This is a genomic window from Allocoleopsis sp., from assembly GCF_036703385.1.
Taxonomy (GTDB): domain Bacteria; phylum Cyanobacteriota; class Cyanobacteriia; order Cyanobacteriales; family Coleofasciculaceae; genus Allocoleopsis.
In genome coordinates this window covers 1-22,407 of sequence record NZ_DATNPA010000251.1, presented here as the reverse complement: position 1 = coordinate 22,407, position 22,407 = coordinate 1, and the positions used below count along the sequence as shown (strand labels likewise).

Below are 22,407 nucleotides of genomic sequence, written 5' to 3'. Positions count from 1 at the left end.
TGCAGGACATCATCAAGACCTATCGCCGAAACCACCAGAATTTTGATCAATTCCACGAGAAGGTTGCCATCCAGCTGAATGACACTCACCCCTCTATTGGTGTTGCTGAGTTAATGCGGCTGCTGGTAGATCGGTATCAATTAGGTTGGAATCGAGCCTGGTACATTACCAAAAATACCTTTGCCTACACGAACCATACCCTACTGGCAGAGGCTCTGGAGCGCTGGCCTGTTAGCCTGTTTGAACGCCTGTTGCCTAGACACCTAGAAATTATTTATGAAATCAACCGTCGGTTCCTCGATGAGGTACGTGCCAAGTATCCTGGTGATAAGGAACGACTCGCTCGCATGTCGCTGATTGAGGAAAGTGGTGAGAGGTACGTCCGCATGGCACACTTGGCTTGTGTGGGCAGCCATTCCATCAATGGGGTGGCAGCGCTGCATACAGAATTGCTAGAGCGGGATGTCCTACGAGATTTCTACGAGTTGTGGCCTGAGAAGTTCAATAATAAGACTAACGGGGTGACGCCACGTCGGTGGGTTTTGTTGAGCAATCCCAAGTTATCTGAGTTAATTACGGAAAAGATTGGCTTGGAATGGGTAACTCAGCTCGATCAACTCAAGCAGCTTGAAGCCTTTGTTGATGATGCCGAGTTTTGCCAGCGCTGGCGTCAGATTAAGCAAGAACGCAAGCAGGAATTAGCGGACTACATTCTGCTCTACAACGACATTGAAGTCGATCCCAATTCCTTGTTTGATGTTCAGGTGAAGCGGCTTCATGAATACAAACGCCAACTGATGAACGTGTTGTACGTCATTACGTTGTACAACCGGATTAAAAAGAATCCGAATATTGAGATTCTGCCCCGAACCTTCATTTTTGCGGGGAAAGCAGCTCCGGGCTACTTCATCGCTAAGCTGATTATCCAGTTGATCAACTCGGTGGCGAAAGTGGTGAACAACGACCCCGATGTGCGCGATCGCATTAAGGTTGTATTCTTGGAAGGCTTCTCTGTATCTCTCGGTGAGCGAGTTTACCCCGCTGCCGAACTTTCGGAGCAAATCTCCACCGCCGGGAAGGAAGCCTCTGGCACGGGAAATATGAAGTTTGCCTTGAATGGAGCCCTGACCATCGGTACCTTAGATGGAGCCAATATCGAAATTCGGGAAGCGGTGGGAGCCGAGAATTTCTTCTTGTTTGGTTTAACGGCTGAGGAAGTCTACGCTCTCAAGGCCAAGGGATACAACCCGCAAGAGTACTACAACAGTAATGGGGAACTGCGGGAAGTGATTGAGCGGATTAGTTCAGGTTACTTCTCTCCAGAGAATCCTCATTTGTTCCAACCGCTGGTAGATTCGCTGATGCACAAAGATGAATATCTGCTGTTTGCAGACTACCAGTCTTACATCGAGTGCCAAGAGCAGGTGAGTCAAGCTTACCGTGACCAGAACAACTGGAATCGGATGTCAATTCTCAACACGGCGCGTATGGGATACTTTTCGAGCGATCGCACGATTCGGGACTACTGCCAGGATATCTGGAACGTAGAACCCGTCAAGATCGAATTGAAAGAATATCGTCAAGAAGCCGCTGGCTTGAAGATATCCCAACCACCCGCCACCCCGTGACCCAAGAGGAGGGGGAGAGGGCCCACAGAAGGGGATATTCAACTTATGTTGCCAGTAAATGAGCAAGAGGGACAACAAAAGAAACTTTCATATTTTCGTTTTTGACTCGCATTCACCATAACTACTAATTACCAATTAATAATTAGTAATTAAAGGCGATTAAAAGGCCTTGCCTCTCCACTCGCCCCCTGTTGGTTGGGGTCAACCTAATTCGTAAGTACGAATTAATAATAAGCCCTACAACTCTCAATTCTCCCCGCCCCCGCCTATGGCTTCTTTGTCAGGGTTGAGGGCAGGGGAATGAGCCAGATTTTTTTGTGTCCTACTGAACCTGGCTGACTCCTGTGAGGAAGGATAAAATAATGAGCAGAGACTTGATGGGTGTTTTCACATCAGGTTCGCATCCTGCAAATTGAGCAGCTAACCTACTCAGCTGTAGTATTACCAAAGGCTTCACGAACAGCAGCTGATTCATCTCCACCCAATTTCGAGATAGTCTTGGGTTGGCTTTACTGCTCACAACGAACCTCTTATCCTGTTGCGTTAGGGTACCCTCTCTTAAGGAATCAACCCCTTTTAATGGAACTAACTCTGTTTCCCTAAAATCCGCGCAGCCTAACTCAGCTTCCAATCACTGCAAAAATCCGCGAATGGCTCATGCGGTTGATTTTTTGCCTTTACTCCCCGCCTCGTGTATCAAGATTCAAAGCTTATCTGTATTAACTCTGATGAAAGGATTTAAGGGTCTGGAGTAAAATGTCCTTGCTGTTTCTGATCCAACTGTGATCACTCATGGATAAACCCCATTCTTCAGAAACATCGAAGGCTACTCTCTAGAGGGATGTTAGTAAATTCTCAAGAACTACTATTGAAACGAGGGAATGTGCATAAAATTTTCCTTAGACCTAAAACAGGTAGATTATTAACTGGTAAGTTAATATGTTCAATTACTAAATCCAAAACAACTGATTGTATTGAAAATTCCACATCTGAAGAAGTGGTTGCAAAAAACCTTTTAGAGCAATTTCCTCACTTAATAATAGAAAAACACCTTAGGAAATTTCATATTAATACAGAGATAAATGAATTGGTACTAAGCAACTATATTAAACAATTCTATATCCATTTATCTCAAGATTTGAGAACTCATAGTGATTCTCATTTTGAAGTGGCACTACAATTAATTTCTAACAAGAAAGATAGAAATACTATTTTTTATTATATTTTAGGTTTTGAAGTGCTTAAAATGATTTTCCAAATGAGTTGGTTACAGCATGAACGCTTATATGAATTACAGAAGAATCAAGAGAGCTTTATAATAAATTATATAAAACCTATTCAAAATACCCACAGGATTAATGGAATTATTATCCCTAGACATGAAAATATTTTTTTTGCCAAACGTAGTTATTTTGTTAAAAAACCTAAGATAAGAGATAAAAAATTAACGGAGTTAGTCATGGCTACATTTACAACAGACACAGTGAAAACCTTGGGGTTTTTGATTATTCGCCATCTTAATTTTTTAGTGTTTGACTATCAATATATTTTTAACAATGAACCAGAAAGCTTGTTTTTGGTGTAACTTTAATTAACTAATATTAATAATATATTAATAACTTAACTCTAGAAAGTTTTTAATAGAGTAATTTTCTATCTCAATATAGCCGCCTAATACGAATGCTATAAATTTTAACGTTTCAACTTGTCAATTTATAGCTCATTCCTCACATTAACGGGTGAGCGTTCCCAGCAACCATCTCAAGACCATAAAGCTGAGTGCAGCCACACCTGCGACAACCAAAAGCAGCACACCAAATAGCCCAGCAAGAAATAACCAATCTACCTTCTTTGTGGGTTGGGAATTGGGAATTTTCAGATGTTCTTCCAGCAGAACAATGTTTTTGGTATTAGCCTTCCAAGTTACATCGAGAAAATCCCCCAGCACGGGCACAGTTCCACTCAGTGTATCAACGATGATATTCCACACCATTTGCACTAGAGTGTCTCGCGGGGCACCCATTCGTGCGGCTTCCAACACGATATAGGCTGAGAGAGCTGTTCCTAAAAAATCACCACCTCCCGGTAACAGACCAATGATCGGGTCAATCCCGATACGATAAGATGTTCCTGGAATGGAAATAGCGTTATCAAGTATATGGCTCAGCCGACGCAGACGCCTAAAGGTAGATATCTTACCATCAACGGATGAGTGGGAAGGCTGGGGAGGAATCTGGGACATTGTTAGATTTAGTTAGCTTTGGAAGGTTACAGGTGACAGGTTGAAATGATCCTATATTAAAAGATTGGCAGGAAATTTAAACTTGCGCCAATCTAGTTACCACCAAACACTATTTAAAAGGAGCATAGAATTCCAACCAGACCAATAATTCATGATTCATACTTTTTGTTTATTTTTCTGCTTTTGCGGCTTTGAAGAATCGGTTTCGCGTTTTTGCTCGTTGCATTGCCTCCCCTACAGTGACGTTGAGCTGGTCGCCTAATAACAGTACCAGCGAAGTCATGTAGAGCCAAAGCAGTAAGACAATCACAGCACCTACGGTTCCGTAGACTTTATTGTAATTTCCGAAATTTGTGACATAGAGCCGAAACAGTGCCGATATCATTGCCCAAGAAATGGCGGCTAAAATCGCTCCTGGCATAATTGGTGTTCCCTTAGTCCAACGGCTTGGTCCATAGCGATAGATAAAGGCACAGCCTGTGGCAATGATACCTAAGGCTAGCGGCCAACTCAAAAGTCGCCAGATCTTTAATAAGACTGACGCTCCACTTTGGTCAACGACGATAAAGACGACCCAGTCACTGATGAAGACCAAGAAAGACGCAAGGACTGAAAATAAGATGCTGCCAATTGTTAGCCCTAAAGATACTAACTTAGCTTTCCAAAAAGGTCGTGTTTCTTCGGGAGGAATGTCATGGATTTGATCGAGAGCGTTCATCGCCGCACTCAGCGCTCCAGATGCTGTCCAAATGGCTAGGATAAAGCTGAGAGAAAATAAACCCCGATTTTTGCCCAGGTTGATCTGCTTAGCAAAATCCTTAATCAGTTGCATAGCCTGGTCGGGTACGACTTCGCTGAGCTGACGCGCTAAGTTATGGAATGTGGATTGTAAAGAATCTTCAAACAACCCGATCGCCGTGAGAATCGCTAAAATTGCTGGAAACAGGGCTAATATGGCGTTGTAAGCCATCTCAGCGGATAGACCCATCAGCCGACGTTTTATGGCACGAGTGAAAGTTTTCCGTAGGGTTGCCAGATTGAGGTAGCGAAAAAAACGGAAAAAACGAGTGGACAGCATAGGTACTGATTTTGGCAGCAAGGTATGTTAAAGATTAATCTGCCAAATTTATAGACGATTGACTGGTAACAACAGGTCGGTCATGCGATCGCCACAAGGGAGTATGGATCAGGAAGCTACACAGGAGCAGTTGTCGATGAACAACGATGTCAAGCAGTGGTTAGCCGAAATTAAGCAGCTTAAGCAACAACTGGCAGATACCATTAGCGATCGCGATACCGCTTATGAGAGTGCGGATAACTGGCGTAAACTATACACCAATGAAGCACAGCAACGTCGTACAGAAGCGAAGCTGGCACAACAACAAATCGAATCTCTCAAAGCTCAAATTCAGCAGCTAAAAGGAGAGAGTTCTCGCCTCAAGGCGGATGATCCTGAAGCAGAGTCAGTAATTGAGCAGGAAGTGGCAGTACTGCTAACAGCTGAGGAATTGAAGGGGAAGCTGAAAGAGGTGCTGGTAGAACGCGATCGCCTAATCGATGCCTTAAAAACCGAGCAAGCTAACCATGCTCAAACCCGCAAAAGCTTAACCGCCGTTATTGGAGACACTATCGACCAGCTAACAAAGGAACGGGGCAATCAACAATCTAGCCCAGAATCGAAGGAAATTTCAACATGAATCTATGTAGTGGGCTATAAATTATAGTTTCACGGAAAAACAGGGAAACTCGACCAGTAAGAGTTTATCAGTATGACCCATAATCACGGGCATGGACATCACGGACATAGCCACGCTCCATCCAATTACAACCGCGCCTTTATTGTGGGTATTACCCTCAATGTTGGTTTTGTTGCGATTGAGGCACTGTTCGGCTTTCTCAGCAACTCTCTCGCTTTACTGACTGATGCGGGTCACAATCTCAGCGATGTGCTAGGGCTGCTCGTCGCGTGGTTAGCTTCTTGGCTGGGAAGTCGCCGCCCAACACAACGATATACATACGGGTTTCGTCGTTCCTCCATTTTGGCAGCTCTCCTTAATGCCTGCTTCCTGCTCGTTGCGATGGGCGCTATTGCCTGGGAAGCCATCCAACGCTTTAGTAGTCCCCCCCCAGTCAGCGGAACTACACTCATCGGTGTCGCCCTTGTCGGAATCGTCATTAATGGCGTTACGGCTTTGATGTTCATGTCGGGTCGAGAGAAAGATTTGAACATCAAAGGAGCGTTCCTACACATGGCGGCGGACGCGCTGGTGTCTTTGGGTGTAGTACTCGCTGGCATCGCCATTCTCACAACTGGGTGGCTGTGGTTCGATTCAGTCATCAGCTTGATCATTGTTGTTGTGATTGTGGCTGGCACTTGGAACTTGCTGCGAGATTCGATTAATTTGGCGCTGGATGCCGTACCACCCGGAATTGAACTGTTGGCTGTCCGAACTTACTTAGAAGAACTTCCTGGTGTTGTTGGAGTCCACGACTTGCATATTTGGGCGATGAGTACCACTGAGACGGCACTCACAGCTCACTTAGTTATGCTCACAGGCAATCCAGGCGATGCTTTCCTCTCCAGAATTAGCATGGAGTTGCACGATAAGTTTGGCATTGAACACACCACAATTCAGGTAGAAACGGGGAATTTTTTGCGTGAGTGCGACCAAAAGGCTTGCTGTGACTAGTGAACAGTGAGCAGTGAACAGTGACTAGTGAGCAGCACGCTAAATCGCTCTACTGATATTCATAAATCCTACGAAGGCGGCGCAAAACCTCAACTGGAATGGCATAAAACGACTGTTCGCTGTAAATTTGTCCGCTAGAGTTCTCCCGTTTGCGCTCCATTGAGAAGCTTAACAGTCCTACAACCTCTCCCAACTGATTCAAAATCGGCGCACCGCTAATCCCCCCCTGAAGCGGAATACTAACCTCTAGCACCCGCTCAGTACAAAGTTGACTCGGTCGGATACGGTTTACCAGTCCGACATTGCAGTAGAGATTCTCTTCAAACCCACCCTCGCCAGGAGCAGGAAAGCCAACAGTCAAAATCCGCTCCCCGACCTCAACGAGTTCCGAAAAGCCCAACCGCAATGGAGTAACAGATGCACGCTCGGTTACCAAGCGCAGGATTGCCACATCGTCCGCGCTCCCAGTGGGTAAATGTATGGATGCTACCCGGAGAGCACCTTCCTTAGTAATCACGCTTACCGCTTCAGGCAAGACACATTGCCCTGTGGACTCGTTGATGACAACGTGACGGTTGGTCGCCACTTCATTGGCACTAATGACAAAACCACTGCCACTGGCGGCAGACCGTCCTCCTAAATTCACCTGTATCCACACCACTGAGGAGGCATAAACTCGTACCGAGTGATTCAGGCGAGCATTGTCGGGACTGTGGACTCCAAGAGTTTGAGCATGTTCTAAAAACAATGCTGCATAAGCTTCTCGTTGTCGGGAACGAGCCAAAATCTCTAGACCCAGTTCAACATGAAGTGGAGACAGGGGAGCCTCAATCCGATCAAAATGAGTTATGGCTTCCGAGTAGCGGTTAAGACGGAGAAAATGTTGAGCCAACTCTTCGGCATTTCCCTCAGGGTTGATCGGAAGGTTTTCGATCGCACTCAACCATCTTCTGTAAGTTGCCGCCACTTCTGTAACCTCTTGGGCTGCCGAACGAGTGCGCTCGAGTAAACTAGAGCCTTCCTCGACTAATTGCTCCACTCGCTTTCCGACTTCTGTAGAACGCCAATCCATCGACCCGTAACCATCCAACCAAGTATGGCTACTCCGACTTAAGGTGTCCCACCGATCCTGGGCTAACCTTGCCTTCATCTCTAACTCGTCCCGGTTGCGGTAGACTTCAAACAACCTGTTATTGTCTGTAGCACTGGGCAAATACCGCTCCCGATGACCTTCATAGTATTGCAATCGTTCTTGCAAACACGCTGAGAGTTCCAGAATCTCTATCCTTTGGGTCTCCCTCAGCATCTGTGCGAGTTCTCCAGCCAGTTTTTCTAAGCGTGTCAGGTAGCCTTGATGGGTCTGAGAGTCGCGGAATCTAGCTTGCAGCGAAGCGGCTTGGGCTGGTGTGAGAAGATGTGAGTCAGCGATCGTAATTCCGCATCGGTTCCCCGTTCCAGCATCACGGGCAGTCACGGTAAGGAGGCAATTGCTATCGATATCGAACGTGACATCGATTTGTGGAACACCAGCTTTGGCTAGAGGTATTCCTTCAAGGATAAACTGTCCGATTTTGAAATTGTCCTCAGGAACAGGTGACTCTCCCTGAAAAACCTCAATTCTGACTTGTGTCTGATTGTCCTCAATTGTTGTATATCGTTGCGTTTTCTCAGATGGTATGGTCGTGTGCTTGGGAATCAGGGAATCAAACTTGAACCGACCCGGTTCTACACGACATTTAATGCCCAGACTGAACGGAACCACATCCAGCAAGATAGCTTCTTGTAGCGCACCCATCAGTATAGCCGCTTGGAGAACAGCTCCACGAGCAACAGCTGTTAGCGGATCTAAATCCGAGCTAGGTTCCTGTCCAAATATTTCCCTAATGCCCCTGCGGACAGCAGGCATTATCGCTCCACCGCCGATTAGGAGTATTCGACTGGGTTTACGATTAATCTTCTTGCAGGTTGCCCAAATGTGATCGAGCCAAGGCGCGGCGAGGCGTTCCAGTTCGTCTCGTGTCAGTGTTAGCTCGATCGCGCTACCGTTGACAAACTGGGGTAGCTCAATTGTCCAAGCACTACGAGAGGAAAGTTCAATCTTTAGTTCTTCGCAAGCCTGACGCAGACGGGTTATCGCTTGGCGATCGCTCTTTATATCCTGCCCTGTTTCTGCTTCAACGAACTCTAGAAAGTGAGCATACAACGCTTCATCTAAATCTGCACTGCCAAGCGCATTATCTCCCTCGATTTCCAGCACCTCAAAGACGCTTTGCTCGACTTCAATAATGGAAAGGTCAAAGGTTCCCGCTCCAAGGTCAGCAACTAAAATCGTTTCATTCCCAGAAGAGCGGGTACGCTGAGCAAGGCAAGCCGCCGTAGGTTCGTGAATCAGCCGCAGGATGTTGATATCAGCCAGTACTCCGGCAGTCCTTGTCGCTTGTTTCTGGGCATCATTAAAGTAAGCGGGTACTGTAATGACTGCATTGGCTAAAGGAATGGCGGGTGGATGTTTCTCAAGGTAAGCTGTTATCCAGTCTTCTGGTGGAGAAGTCCCCATTGTCCGAGCTGCCTTCAGGGAAATTTTCTCGCCAATCTTTTTCCCAAGATACTCCCTGGCTAATTGACGGGCGCAGTTAATGATGCGAGCTGAGATTTCCTCAGGACGGTACACCTGACCGCCTGCCTTAAATTTAGTGTCAGTTCCCATCTGCCGTTTGGCTTTGGTAACAATAGCGCGAGGTGATTTCCCCAGCAACTCGGATATGGGTACGCCAACCAGTTCTCGCCCTACTTGATCGATGGCAAACACGGAAGGAATCTGCCGTCGCCCATGCCATTCTACAATCTCTGGCTCTCCTCGCTTTTTGTTGTAGAGAGAAACTACGCTGTTACTGGTGCCAAGGTCAAGCCCGATCGCATCGATGTAGTCTCCCAAAACCTCCCTTGTTGCGGCTTGAAGCCATTGAGCCGCTTGCTCCTCAAACCCGCGTCTATCTAAAGCCTCAATGCTAGGAAGCTCTGTAGCAACAAGGTTCAGCCATTTGGAGCCAACCAGATTTCGCGTTCCTAGGTCTTGAATGCGTCGTAACAAACGTGCGTTTTCTTCTGGCGATCGCTCCGTTTCATAGGCTTTTCCCGCGCAAATTTCAGCGAGTTCCTCCACTCGACCCGCCTTTGTGAGTAATTCTTGGAAGCGATCGTCAAAAACTGCCCGGTTATCGCCAAGCTGCTGCCGTCGAAGTTGAGCTGCACGCTGGAATTCCCTCGCCTGCTCGTACATTGAAATCGCCTGCTCGGTTTCTCCCATACGTTCGTAGAGAAGCCCAGCCATAAAAAAGTCGCCGCCTTGTTCGAGCAGTTGTGCCTTTTTCCTAGGATCGGGAGCGTTGGGAGAGGCAGAGTCAAGCGCAATCAGGGCTTGACCGAAAGCACCGGCTTTCTCAAATAATAAGGAAGCGGCGAAGTAGTCTTGGGCTTTCTCCGCCTGTAGTCCGGCTTCGAGATAATTTCCTGCGGCTTCTTCCAACAGACTCCATTGTTTGAACAGTTCTGTCTCCGACTGCCCTTGAGCGGCTTGTAACTGGGCTTCAAAGGAGGCTCGAACTGTTCTCACGACCTCCGTGAGCAGGTGTTGTGTGCGGTCAGCCTCAGCGCTAATATCTGACTCTTGAGATTTGTTTCGCCATGCTTGCTCTACAGTTCGTAGCAGGCGAACTGCCTCTAAGAATTCTCGGCGATCGAGGTGCACTCTGACGGTGTTCTCCATTGCGCCCCGGATATCCAACATCCACTCAGAACTGATAGCGGGACGGAGTTGGATAGCGCGTTCTAGCTGTCCTAGTTGTTGGTGGCAGTCGCTGGCGCGTTCGAGGTTGCCAGCTTTTTGAAAGTGTTCTAGGGCATCTGCATAACTCCCTTCCTCCCAGAAGCATGAGGCGACGTTCTGATGAGCTTGGGCGAGCGCATCTAGGTCTTTTACACGCTCAGCTAAGGCGAGAACGCGAAGGGCAGTGTCCTTGCCAGAAACAGACATGAGGTAATGGATAGCACTTCGATAGTCTCTCGACGCTTCTGCCAAGTTAGCCGCTTCCTCGTAGCGATCGACTAGTGCATAAACCTGATGAATTTGAGGCAGTTCAGTATCCTGAAACTCCGAGAAGAAGGCTTTCCAGGGGTGGCTTACATCAAAGGAATTGTGTTCTATATATTTGGAGAGGATTTCATGAAGTTCTGCTGGAGTGAGACACCCTTGTTTACGTCGCTTTAACAACTTCACCAGTAGCCCATTGGTATCGCCAATTCGGGCAGATTGCACACAGATTAGCTGCTGTATCTCTGTTCGCGATGATTGGCCTTCTAGTCGCATCGAAATCCGCCATGCCGCATCGAGAGCTTGAGCGGTTAGAGGTTCAGCCTTCAGAAGCACCGAAAGGATTCGCTTGGCAGGAAAGCTGGAATCGGAAACTTGCTCATCGAAAAAGGGATCGAATTTGACAATGACTTGGATAAGTTCTGAGTGATTGCATCGCTGGGCTAAGAGCAAGGCTTTGGCATACGTTTTCCAGGCTTTGTCCTTAGCTTGAAAGGAATTGTCGGCAGTGGTTAATTGCTTGTGTAGCGTTTGGCAAGTCACTGCTAACTGTTTGTGCGGCGAGCCAAATCCCCTGAGGTTCTGCAAAAACCCTGGTAAAGCTCTTGTAAGATGTCCGCCTAAAACCTGAAACAATCTCTGTAATTTCAAGTGCCAATTAAACATCTGGGTAAGGATTCAGCTTGAGTGTGCAATTCGTGGGATCGGATCGGGATTCAAGGAGTAGGTTGAGGCAACAATGCAACTCCTTAACCCTTGCTTTTGACACCGCAACAGCTTAGGGTATCTAGCATAGCAGTAGCTTTAGCAGTCGGAGCCAAGAACTGTGAGCCTTGGTAGCGATCTCCTTGATACCGGAAATTTTGAATGCGGATAATCGCAGCATTACTTATTCGACATCCAAGAAATGATTTTTTCAGAGTGAGATGAAGCTGACTCTTACTATCTCTGGCTCAAATGAGCTTATGCAGTTTTCCTCACATTTACTTCCTTCCCTCCCAAAAATTATCAAAACCTCTTTCGGTTGGGTATCCATACAGTAAGGGCACGACAATGTCGTGCCCCTACCGTAATCTACAAATCAATACTTTATTTGGTTAATGCTTTACAGTCCCATTGCCAGAGCCACTGCTGCTGTGGTTGGCTCAATCCCCTGCGTAAATTGATTATTGCTGTGTTTAATTGCGGTATCCGGGTCTTTCAAACCATTACCCGTCAGTACGCACACCACGGTTGCACCTGCGGGAACTTGGTCTTTTACTTTCAATAAACCCGCCACCGATGCTGCACTCGCAGGTTCACAAAAAATTCCTTCAAGGGAAGCCAATAACCGATAGGCTTCGAGAATTTCGTCATCCGTGACGCTATTAAATTGCCCCTGACTGGCTTGTTGTGCTGCGATCGCTTTTTCCCAGCTCGCTGGGTTACCAATCCGAATCGCCGTCGCCACCGTTTCAGGATGCGTGAACACTTGCCCTGTAACTAGAGGAGATGCCCCAGTTGCTTGAAATCCCATCATCCGAGGTAAGCGCGTACACTTTCCATGCTGATGATATTGACAAAACCCCATCCAGTATGCTGTGATATTTCCCGCATTCCCGACTGGGATACACAGCCAATCGGGAGCATCGCCCAAATTGTCTACTACCTCAAACGCGCCTGTCTTCTGTCCTTCTAAGCGATACGGGTTAACCGAGTTGACCAAAGTCACAGGATAACTTTCTGCCATTTCCCGGACAATGTTCAAGGCTTGGTCAAAATTTCCCTTAATCGCTAGCACCTCTGCTCCATAAAGCAACGCCTGTGCCAACTTACCCAGCGCCACATACCCATCGGGAATGAGGACAAATGCCCTCATCCCACCGCGACGGGCGTAAGCGGCTGCTGACGCCGAGGTGTTGCCCGTACTAGCGCAGATGACTGCCTTGGCTCCAGCTTCCTTTGCCTTAGAAATCGCCATCGTCATCCCCCGGTCTTTGAAGCTTCCGGTCGGATTGAGGCCGTCAAATTTTACCAGTACCTGCACCCCTTTACCGATCATTTGAGCGATCGCAGGGACAGGAATGAGCGGTGTGTTTCCCTCCAGCAGTGTTACCACGGGAGTCGAGTCGCTGACTGGTAAATAAGGACGGTATGCCTCAATTAAACCCGACCAGTTCAGGCGTCGGGGAGCGGTGCCCTCAAAGGCAGAAGAATCCGTAGCAGACAGAGTTGAAGCCACAATTGGGTATTGGTTAGCAGATTGCAGGTTTATAGGTTGAAGGTTGCAGGTTGAAGGTTGAAGTCTGAAGGTTGCAAGTTAAAGGTTGAAGTTTGAAGGTTGCAGGTTGATTAGAACCTTCAACTTTTTCACCTTCACCTCGGAAAGAGCCTTCAACTTTCTCACCTTCAACCTTCAACTCGGAAAGAACCTTCAACGTTATGAGAGTTTAGTTTATCGTGAGCGGTTTGGTGTCACAGAGGGTTGGGGCTTGTCGCTCTGACGCTTGATGATTTTTGGCCGTTCCACTATCGACCCATCATCATAATCTCCTGCCATCCAAGCCGGTTGGGTTTGGTCGTAGACCATTTGCAAGGCCGCTGCTGCGATCGCATGGGCATCGTATTCCTCGCTCAAATCACGCACCACTGGCAAGAAGGAGGCCATCCGTTCGCCCGAAAGTGCTTCGCGCAACTGGTTTTGCAATTTTTCCAAGCGCTGCGCCTCAATTTGCGAGCGGGTCGGAATTCGCGAGACTACCAAAGCTTGCCGCACTTTTCGCTCAATCAGGTTCAGCTTGCGGCGGTCAAACGGTTGAATGATAGTAATTGCCGTCCCCGTCTTCCCAGCACGGCCTGTACGACCAATGCGGTGAATGTAACTTTCCACCTGATCGGGCAGGTCGTAATTAATCACATGGGTGAGGTGATCAACATCTAAGCCTCGTGCGGCGATATCGGTTGCCACAACCCAGCGCACCTGACCTGCCTTGAAGCGGTACAGCAAGCGCTCCCGTTGTGACTGGCTCAGATCACCGTGATACTCGTCCACACTGTGACCTGCGGCTTGCAATTGGCTTGTCAATTCAGCCGCTGCTTTTCTCGTCCGCACAAAAATTAGCGCGGCTTCTGGGTCTTCCAGTTCCATAATGGGCTGGAGGGCTTTTGCCTTCGTCCAACCACGCGGCACCATATACACGCGTTGTTCAATCCGCGACGGTGTCGCTTTGGGCTGCTCAACGGTTACGGTAACGGGTGATTTCAGGAAGTTGTTGATTAAGTCCCGAATCGGACGGGGCATGGTAGCGGAGAAACAAGTGGTCTGACGCTCTTTCGGTGCTTGTTGCAGGATTTTCTTGACATCATCGATAAAGCCCATGCTCAACATTTCATCGGCTTCATCAAGTACTACCCAGCTGACTTGATCCAGTCTCAAGTCACCTCGGTCAAGCAAGTCGATGACTCGTCCCGGCGTGCCCACCACAATTTGAGCGCCCCGTTGTAGGCTTTTGATTTGTCGGTCGAGCGACTGACCTCCACAGATTGTCAGTACAGACAATCGGCGGTTGCTAGAGAAGTCGCGAATCGCATCAGCCACTTGAGAGGCCAACTCTCGCGTTGGCGTCAAAATCAAGGCTTGTACGACTCGCTTTTCTAGGTCAATCCGCTCTAGCATGGGCAGCGAAAATGCTGCTGTTTTGCCAGTGCCTGTTTGAGATTGACCAACGACATCACGCCCCGCAAGGAGTTCAGGAATCGCTTGGGTTTGAATGGTGGTCGGTGCCGTAAAGCCCAATTTTTCCAGGTGATTGACACGAGCTTCAGACAGGCCCAGGCTTTTAAAGGAAAGGGTCATAAGTTAGTGTTTGCTGTTAGGTTTTTGTTGTTAGAGAGCATGATCTAGTTGTCAAAGATTTAAAGGGTTGAAGGTTGGAAAGTCGAAGGTTGAACGGTGACAAGGTTGGAAGGTTGAAAGTCGAAACTCGTCTTCTAACCTGCTCCCCCTAAAACCGCCAAACCGAAAAACTTCTCACATTGCAACCTGTAACCCTTGACGGACAACTGATGAAAAACTAGGGACTACAGAACCATACAGGTCGTAGATGTCGGCATCAGTAATTTTCACTCCCACGATTGTCCCCAAGGGAGCATCCCCTTGGACGTAAACCAATCCATCTACCTCAGGGGCAAATCGAGCAGAGCGACCAATTAATTCACCTGTTTCAGGGTGTTCTTGCTCAATCAGGACATCAACCACCTTACCGACACAAGCTTGATTCCTTTTCAAGGATATGGGCTGCTGAGCTTCCATCAGGGCATCCCGACGGGCATCCATTACGTCTTGGGGTAGTTGGTTTGGCAAGTTATAGGCGGGGGTTCCCTCTTCCGGAGAAAAGGTGAAGACGCCTACATGGTCAAACTCATGGCGCTGGACAAACTCAAGCAAGTGCTCAAAGTGTTCGTCTGTTTCACCGGGAAACCCGACGATGAAGGTTGTCCGCAGCACCGCATCGGGCAGTGCTGTTTTGATTCGCTCAATAATCCTGTCATTCACCTGTCCCTGCCAGGGGCGGTTCATGGCGTGAAGGATTTCTGGATGGGAGTGTTGTAGAGGTAAATCCAGGTAAGGAAGGACATTCGGGGTTTCCTGAATGGCCTGAATTACGGCTGGTGTCAAACCGGTTGGATAGGCGTAGTGCATCCGAATCCAGGGGATGTTTACTTGGCCTAACGCCTGTAAGAGTTCTGCTAACTTGGGTTTGCCATAAAGGTCTAAACCGTAGTTCGTCGTAATTTGGGAAATTAAAATGATTTCCTGGACGCCTTCGGACGCCAGTTGTTCGGCTTCCGCAACTATTGATTCTATTGTACGCGATCGCTGGTTCCCTCGGAGATGGGGAATGATGCAGAACGCACAGCGGTAGTCACACCCTTCGGCTACCCTTAGGTAAGCAACGCCCTCAGAGGTCGTCCGGTAGCGCGGAGTCGTCTCGTCAGCTATGTAGGTCGGTTCTGCCGAAACCTGCTTAACGCGTTCGCCCGCTTCTACTCGTTGAATCACATCTACGATTTTGTTATAATCGCCTGTCCCAACTACTGCCACGGCTTCAGGCAACTCATCCAAGAGTTCAGTCTGGAAGTGCTGCGCCATGCAGCCAGTGACGACTATTTTTTTATCAGCTTCTGCTAATTCTACCAGGGTGCGGACAGACTCTTCACGAGCTGCTCCAATAAAACTACAGGTGTTTACAATAACATAGTCCGCTAATTCTTCATTGGTATCGACTTGATAACCTGCTTGAACCAATAGTCCCAGCATGTGTTCTGTGTCGATGCGATTTTTTTCGCATCCCAAATGAGAAATTGCGATGGTTGGCTTGTTGCCCATGCGGTCATGCGGTTGTGTTTACTACGGCTTGAGTGAGTGGGGTCGCGACCTTGTAGAGGTGCATTTTACATCATTAAGCGTTCGGCCCACCCACACTCCACTAGTCCGGATGTTCCTTATCCTTTCTTAATCCCCGTTACTTATTGTAGATAAAATTTTATTGAGATATCCAAACGAGTAGCAAAAAAAGAGCTATTTATGCCAACATCCCCTGACCGAGGTGATTGGGGCTTGGGAAGAACAGTTGAAAGTGATGTTCCTATCGTCGCTACCGCTAATGCGGCGCGATCGCTAGGGCAAGTCGGTTGGTTGGCACATGCTAACCTTTAACCTACAACCTTCAACCCATACCTCAGGCACCCTTTTTGGCTCCAAATCGGAGAGCATCTACAGGTAGGGCAGAAAGTAGCCGGGGTTTTTAGGTAGATACGTGAACTTACTTCAAATTTTCAAGACACCGAATCCAATTATTGGCGTGGTTCATCTACTGCCGCTCCCCACATCGCCCCGCTGGGAAGGGAGCCTGAAGGCGGTCATTGATCGCGCAGAACAAGAGGTGACAGCACTAGCTTCTGGAGGAGTAGATGGCGTAATCGTCGAGAATTTTTTTGACGCCCCATTTACGAAAGGCCAGGTCGATCCTGCTGTGGTCAGTGCGATGACACTGATCGTGCAGCGACTGATGAATCTGGTGACGCTGCCAGTGGGGATCAATGTATTACGGAATGATGCCCAAAGTGCCTTAGCGATCGCCACCTGCGTTCGCGCCCAATTTATCCGTGTTAACGTCCTCACTGGAGTCATGGCAACCGACCAAGGGCTAATTGAAGGACAGGCGCATCAATTGCTCCGGTACCGCCGGGAACTGGGCAGCGATGTCAAAATTTTGGCAGATGTTTTGGTGAAACATGCGCGACCCTTAGGTTCCCCCAATCTCACTACCGCCGTGCAAGAAACCATCGAAAGGGGCTTAGCCGATGGCGTCATCCTTTCTGGTTGGGCGACCGGTAGCCCTCCTTCTTTAGAAGATTTGGAATTGGCATCGGCTGCGGCTAATGGCACGCCTGTTTTTATGGGTAGTGGGGCTAACTGGGAAAACATCTCAACCCTGATGCCAGCGGTTGATGGCGTTATTGTCTCTAGTTCCCTGAAACGAAGGGGGCGTATTGAGCAACCTATTGACCCCATTCGCGTCAGTCAATTTGTGGATGCGGCGCGACGGAGCGTTGCTGCCAAAGCCGAACCCAAACCAATTCCTTCTGTCAAGCTACATTCATAAGTAGATTAAGCAACGAATGACAGGCTTTGTGCCTGTCTATCCACTCACACAGAACAACCAACAACTAATCATGAGTCGCCGACGTTCTGCTCCCTGGATTCATCGCTGGTCTCGTCAGCTGATCGGCGCGATCGCACTTCTCGGTGTCCTAGACACTGCCTATCTCACGCTAATCGAGTTTGGGGTATTCCAAGAAGTAGCTGGGTGCCCGACTAGTGGCCCGATCAACTGCCAGACTGTTCTTGATAGCAGCTATGCCAAGGTGTTCGGTGTGCCTTTGAGCTTGTTTGGCCTGTTGGCCTATGTGGCTATTGCCTTGTTGGCTTTAGTTCCTCAAATGCTGAAATCACCTGAGCGAAAAGAACTCCGTACAGATGCGGACAACTGGACTTGGCTGCTGATATTTTCAGGAACCATTGCTATGGTTATTTTCAGCGGATATCTGGTCTATCTGATGTCCTTTAAAATCAACGCATTTTGTATATACTGCTTAGCCTCGGCGTTTTTTTCCGTCACCCTATTCGCGTTGGCAATCATAGGTCATGCTTGGGAGGATATCGGGCAACTCCTGTTCACGGGTGTTTTAGTGGGAATGGTAGCACTCATTGGTACTGTAGGAGCCTACGCCCAAGTGGGCGGCTCTGGGCCAACGTCCGCCAAAAACCGCACTCCGATTCCAGAGCCTACTAGTGCACCACAACCCGTAATTGGCTGGGAAATTACGACGAAATCGGGTGAAGCTGAAATCGCTCTGGCACGTCATCTCACAAAAGTTGGCGTTAAGGAATACGGTGCCTACTGGTGCCCTCACTGCTATGAGCAGAAGCAGCTTTTTGGTAAACAAGCCTACAAAGAAATCAATTATATTGAGTGTTCCACTGATGGCAAGAACGCCCAGCCACAAACTTGTAAAGATGCTGGAGTTAAGTACTTTCCCAGCTGGAAAATAAATAATGAATTGACTTCGGGTGTCAAAAAGCTGGACGAACTCGCTGATTTGACTAAGTATCAAGGTCCGCGAAACTTTAAGTACGCGTTACCAGGACAGCTCACCGAATAGCTCAACTTCTGAAGTTACATTCGGAGGCCGTAGGAATTATGAACAGAAAAGTTCATAAGGCCAGACAGAAAGAACACAAAGATAACTGCACAATCCGCCTAGGAGTCAGTGATGCGATCGCTGGCTCCTAGCTTCTTCAAATGAGACCCAACACTCCACACTCTCCTGCTCCTCCCAATCAGGAAAGTTTTTGATTATTATGGGCAGTAAGATGAACTTGATATAAGACGTTATTTGGCTTGAGTATAATTGGCATATAACTAACTGCTGAAAAAGGCTCTCTCGACCTTGCAGCCTGAATCAGGGAAATCTATCAGTTCTAGTAGTCCAAATCTGCTCCTGAGAGAGTTGGACTAAATTTTTGCTCACAAAATCCGGCAGCTTGATTTTTCTTTTGAGAAAAACACAGATTGGTGCTATTCTCTCAACGCTCCATCAGAAGTCACGTACTCTTAACCGGAGAAAGCCTCTATTCCTGACTAACTGACTTACGTTTCGGGATGTGGGCGTTACTGACATACTTTTGTAAACTCGCCTGGAAAACATGGCTTCTCGCTGGACATTTAGGTGTAGAACCTCTTCCCAAAAGGTTGTCAAGCTTGGCACCCATCCTTCGCAGCTTGTAAACGTTGAAATTAGCCGAATTATTAAGTTAAGAAACCCCAAAAAAAACCTATATAAGGTATATAGCTGCATCTTACAACAATCGTGCAGTCAAGTAGATGTTAAAAGCAAATCTAGGTCGCTTCCCTAAGCAGTGGCTTCAGCAAGAGCACCCTGTTTTAAAAGCCTCTGCTGGTGTTACAGGCGTTGTGCTTCTCCTGCGCCTAATTGGGTTACTACAGTCATCGGAGCTTGCCGCCTTTGACCAGCTGTTCCACCTGCGTCCAAAAGAAGCCGCCGATCCTCGTATTGTCATCGTTGAAATTAGGGAAGAAGACCTAAAGCAGGCAGGGCAATGGCCAATTCCCGATCGCTTAATGGCTCAGTTGCTTGAGAAAGTACACAGCTATCAGCCACGCGCCATTGGTCTTGACGTTTATCGCGATTTGCCCGTTCAGCCCGGTCAAGAGGAATTTATCAGAGTTTGTCAAAGTATTCCCAATTTGATTGGGATTGAGAAACTTCCAGATAAAACGAGCTTTGGCGCAAGCATAGGCGTCGCCCCCCCAGATGTATTACATCAACGCCAACAAATTGGGTTCAATAATGTTGTTGTAGACAACGATGGCAAGGTGCGCCGGAGCTTACTTTATTGGCATGTGAAGAGCATACCCCGTCAAAGTTTCGCCCTCAAGCTGGCTTTGATTTATCTGGAGGCAGAAGGGATTACCCCCAAAGGAGCAACGGTCAATCCGAACTATTTACAACTGGGTCAGAGTGTGTTTCGCCCGTTCCAGGCCAATGACGGGGGTTATGTGGGGACAGATAGTAAAGGCTATCAAGTTCTAGCTAACTTTCGACGCCCCGGTAGCTTTCGCACCCTTTCAATGGCGGATGTGCTAGCAAATCGAGTCGATCCAAGTTGGATGCGCGATCGCATTGTTCTGATTGGTTCAACCGCACCCAGTCTACAAGATTTCTTCTACACCCCATACAGCAACAGTTTAATCGGTGCACCACAAACCATGTCTGGGGTTGAAATCAATGCTAATTTTATTAGTCAAATTCTCAGCAGCGTTTTTGAAGAGCGCCCCTTAATTAAAGTTTGGTCGAACCCAGTGGAGGGCTTGTGGATTTTTGGTTGGACATTTTTGGGTGCTGAGCTGATTTGGCACATGCGCTGGCGAAGCCGCTTTGCTAATGGGCATCAGTTCCGTCGCAGCCAGAGAGCATTGCCTCGACGTGCCTCTTTACGTCTCCTTCTACTCAGTATGGCGCTAGGCAGCATCTGTTACCTAGCCTTTTTAGCCGGTTGGTGGTTGCCATTTTTCCCTGCTCTGCTTGGACTAATCGGCTCTGCGGTTTGTATTACCAACCATCTTGCTCACATTCAGGAGGAATTAAAGCGATCCAAAGAATTTTTGCAAACTGTAATTAACACTATCCCCGACCCCGTTTTTGTTAAAGATAAAGACCATCGCTGGATTATTTTGAATCAGGCGTACTGTAAGTTCATTGGCTATCCTCTGGAAACCTTGATGGAAAAATCAGACTATGATATTTTTCCTCAACACGAAGCAGAGGCTTTCTGGACGCAAAATGAACTAGTTTTTCAAAGTGGGAAACCCCAGGAAACTGAAGAAGAATTTACCGATGCTTTTGGGACGACTCACCTCATTTCCACGAAAAAATCTCTCCACAAAGATGCAGCCGATAATCTTTTCTTGGTTGGCATTATCCGAGACATCACAGAGCGAAAACGAGCGGAAGACGCACTTAGACAAACGGCAGAAGAGTTGACTCGTTCCAACAGCGAACTCAAGCTTTCAGAAGAGCGATTGCGTTATCTGGCGTATCATGATCCCCTAACTGGTCTTGCTAATCGTAAACAGTTCTATGAGCGTCTAAGTCAGTCGTTGGATTGGGCGCGCAATAATAATCAGTTGGTCGCACTGATGTTTATCGATTTAGATGGTTTTAAGCAGGTCAATGATACCTTGGGGCACGATATTGGTGACCAACTGCTGAAAATTGTTGCTCAACGACTCACTGATACTTTATCCAACGGTGATATTGTTTCTCGGCTGGGAGGTGATGAGTTTACAGTGATTCTCTCCGATATTGCGAAAGTAGACTATGCGGCTCAAGTTGCCGGGAAAATTTTAGAACATCTGTCTCAAGTTTTTGTGTTAGAGGGGCATAATGTTTTTGTAACGGGCAGTATTGGAATCAGTATCTACCCGCATGATGGGGAAGATGAGGAAACCTTAATCAAGAATGCTGACACGGCGATGTACCGCTCTAAACAACTCGGTCGGAATCAATATCAATTTGCTCATTCTTTATAGAATATAGGTTTAGAGGATTTACTTATAGCTCACCACTTGCGGAACGTTGATGTTGACTTTCCCAGCCGCTTAGCTTGCCTCATGAGGTTTATAACTCCTTTAATTCCCTACAGAAGTACACTAGGGAAAATTATAGCTAAGGAAAAGACGGCTGATTAAAGCTTCCTCAATTGGCAGATTAGAAAGAAAGTTTTTGGAATAGCTCAGATACCGGAAGGGTAAAGCCAGGAATAATTTCCTCTCCATCAAGCGCGTCAGTGGATTTGAGCAGGCGATCGGGTTGAGGCGAACGATACACTAAGACGTAATGCTCATTGGGGTGAATGACCCACACCAGGCGAGCATCGTTCTCGAAATATTCCACCATTTTGTTGTGCATTTCTTCAACAGTATTGCCGGGAGAAAGGACTTCTACGGCTAAATCGGGGGCACCCTCTAAGAAACCATCAGGCAGTTCTTCCATTCCTTGTAGTCGCTGTTTATCAACAAAGGAAATATCGGGAGAGCGTTTGTTACCGGATTTCATTTTGAAGGCAGTGCTGGAGTCCATAACAGCCCCAAGTTTTCTGGAAAAGACGTGATTAAACAAAGCCGCACTCAAGATCACTGCAACATAGCCATGCTTTGCACCCGAATTCCCCATATCGATGAGTTCTCCGTTAACCAGTTCGTATCGATGCCCATCTTTTGGCAGCGCCATGAATTCGGCATCTGTCCAGATTTTTTTCTCAGGAGATTGTTCAGATAGCCTTTGCGTCGGGGTTGGGGTTGAGGGTGAGCTTAAAGTAGACATGAGAGTTTTACAGTTTAAACTTGTTCTTGTTCGTCGTTCTCGCTTGAGTCGAGACCCATCCTCAATTTTTATAAAATAATCCTATTCTTTCCCACACTCTCTTACCAAAAAAATGGGGTTTAAAGCCCCGTCCGTCCAGGACGGCTTTTGTGTGTGATGTGGCGTTTTAAGAAACGCTCATTGATTTTGTAAAAAACTCTATACTGGAAACAAGGAGGTAATGTAAGTGTTGAGTCTGACCTACGAATTCAAGCTTAAACCCACAACGGCACAGATCACCCTGTTCGAGGATTGGTTAGAACAATG

General features: G+C 47.5%; 16 protein-coding genes. 8 read left to right on the top strand and 8 right to left on the bottom strand.

All coding sequences use genetic code 11. The features are described 5' to 3' along the window. On the top strand, positions 1–1,628 hold a 1,628-nt coding region (locus V6C93_RS12120), incomplete at its 5' end, for a glycogen/starch/alpha-glucan phosphorylase (RefSeq protein WP_333476916.1). Positions 1,629–1,950: 322 nt separating this feature from the next. On the opposite strand, the gene V6C93_RS12115 is transcribed toward V6C93_RS12120, so the two are convergent. Next, positions 1,951–2,148 carry a hypothetical protein gene (locus V6C93_RS12115; protein ID WP_333476915.1) on the bottom strand — a complete coding sequence of 66 codons (198 nt, stop codon included), beginning with the start codon at positions 2,146–2,148 and terminating at the stop codon, positions 1,951–1,953. 321 nt (positions 2,149–2,469) lie between these two features. Between V6C93_RS12115 and V6C93_RS12110 the strand changes: the two genes are divergently transcribed. Further along, positions 2,470–3,213, top strand: coding sequence for a hypothetical protein (locus V6C93_RS12110; RefSeq protein WP_333476914.1), 744 nt, complete (start codon positions 2,470–2,472; stop codon positions 3,211–3,213). Between the two features lie 147 nt (positions 3,214–3,360). Here V6C93_RS12110 and V6C93_RS12105 read toward each other — a convergent pair whose 3' ends face one another. Next, entirely contained in the window at positions 3,361–3,870 is a 510-nt protein-coding gene (locus tag V6C93_RS12105; RefSeq protein ID WP_333476913.1) for a DUF4112 domain-containing protein, read from the bottom strand. A 169-nt stretch (positions 3,871–4,039) separates the two neighbouring features. Then, complete coding sequence (locus V6C93_RS12100; RefSeq protein ID WP_333476912.1) at positions 4,040–4,948, bottom strand: YihY/virulence factor BrkB family protein; 909 nt, start codon at positions 4,946–4,948, stop codon at positions 4,040–4,042. A 136-nt stretch (positions 4,949–5,084) separates the two neighbouring features. Between V6C93_RS12100 and V6C93_RS12095 the strand changes: the two genes are divergently transcribed. Together V6C93_RS12095 and V6C93_RS12090 are read left to right on the top strand one after the other, a co-directional pair. After that, positions 5,085–5,567: a hypothetical protein gene (locus V6C93_RS12095; protein WP_349262692.1), complete on the top strand. Its 483-nt coding sequence runs from the start codon at positions 5,085–5,087 to the stop codon at positions 5,565–5,567. Positions 5,568–5,639: 72 nt separating this feature from the next. Next, on the top strand, positions 5,640–6,560 hold the full coding sequence (locus V6C93_RS12090; protein ID WP_333476910.1) for a cation diffusion facilitator family transporter: 921 nt from the start codon (positions 5,640–5,642) through the stop codon (positions 6,558–6,560). A 49-nt stretch (positions 6,561–6,609) separates the two neighbouring features. Here V6C93_RS12090 and V6C93_RS12085 read toward each other — a convergent pair whose 3' ends face one another. The 4 genes from V6C93_RS12085 to rimO form a co-directional block, all read right to left on the bottom strand. Then, the gene (locus V6C93_RS12085) at positions 6,610–11,193 is read right to left on the bottom strand and encodes an Hsp70 family protein (protein WP_333476909.1); all 4,584 of its coding nucleotides are present in this window, start codon (positions 11,191–11,193) and stop codon (positions 6,610–6,612) included. Between the two features lie 562 nt (positions 11,194–11,755). Next, the gene (gene thrC / locus V6C93_RS12080) at positions 11,756–12,859 is read right to left on the bottom strand and encodes a threonine synthase (RefSeq protein ID WP_349262691.1); all 1,104 of its coding nucleotides are present in this window, start codon (positions 12,857–12,859) and stop codon (positions 11,756–11,758) included. A 225-nt stretch (positions 12,860–13,084) separates the two neighbouring features. Beyond that, complete coding sequence (locus V6C93_RS12075; protein ID WP_333476907.1) at positions 13,085–14,485, bottom strand: DEAD/DEAH box helicase; 1,401 nt, start codon at positions 14,483–14,485, stop codon at positions 13,085–13,087. Positions 14,486–14,659: 174 nt separating this feature from the next. Next, positions 14,660–16,018, bottom strand: a complete 1,359-nt coding sequence (rimO, locus tag V6C93_RS12070; RefSeq protein WP_333476906.1) for a 30S ribosomal protein S12 methylthiotransferase RimO — start codon at positions 16,016–16,018, stop codon at positions 14,660–14,662. A 198-nt stretch (positions 16,019–16,216) separates the two neighbouring features. Between rimO and V6C93_RS12065 the strand changes: the two genes are divergently transcribed. The 4 genes from V6C93_RS12065 to V6C93_RS12050 all read left to right on the top strand — a co-directional run bounded on the left by V6C93_RS12065 (position 16,217) and on the right by V6C93_RS12050 (position 21,308). Continuing rightward, positions 16,217–16,348, top strand: a complete 132-nt coding sequence (locus V6C93_RS12065; RefSeq protein ID WP_333476905.1) for a hypothetical protein — start codon at positions 16,217–16,219, stop codon at positions 16,346–16,348. A 100-nt stretch (positions 16,349–16,448) separates the two neighbouring features. After that, entirely contained in the window at positions 16,449–17,297 is an 849-nt protein-coding gene (btpA, locus tag V6C93_RS12060; protein ID WP_333476904.1) for a photosystem I biogenesis protein BtpA, read from the top strand. A gap of 70 nt (positions 17,298–17,367) precedes the next feature. Continuing rightward, on the top strand, positions 17,368–18,357 hold the full coding sequence (locus V6C93_RS12055; RefSeq protein WP_333476903.1) for a vitamin K epoxide reductase family protein: 990 nt from the start codon (positions 17,368–17,370) through the stop codon (positions 18,355–18,357). 722 nt (positions 18,358–19,079) lie between these two features. Continuing rightward, positions 19,080–21,308 (top strand): CHASE2 domain-containing protein, encoded by a 2,229-nt coding sequence (locus V6C93_RS12050; RefSeq protein ID WP_333476902.1) that lies wholly within the window; start codon positions 19,080–19,082, stop codon positions 21,306–21,308. Positions 21,309–21,486: 178 nt separating this feature from the next. Here the strand turns inward: V6C93_RS12050 and V6C93_RS12045 are convergent, their stop codons facing one another. Next, entirely contained in the window at positions 21,487–22,101 is a 615-nt protein-coding gene (locus V6C93_RS12045) for a Uma2 family endonuclease (protein ID WP_333476901.1), read from the bottom strand. Between the last annotated feature and the right edge of the window lie 306 nt (positions 22,102–22,407).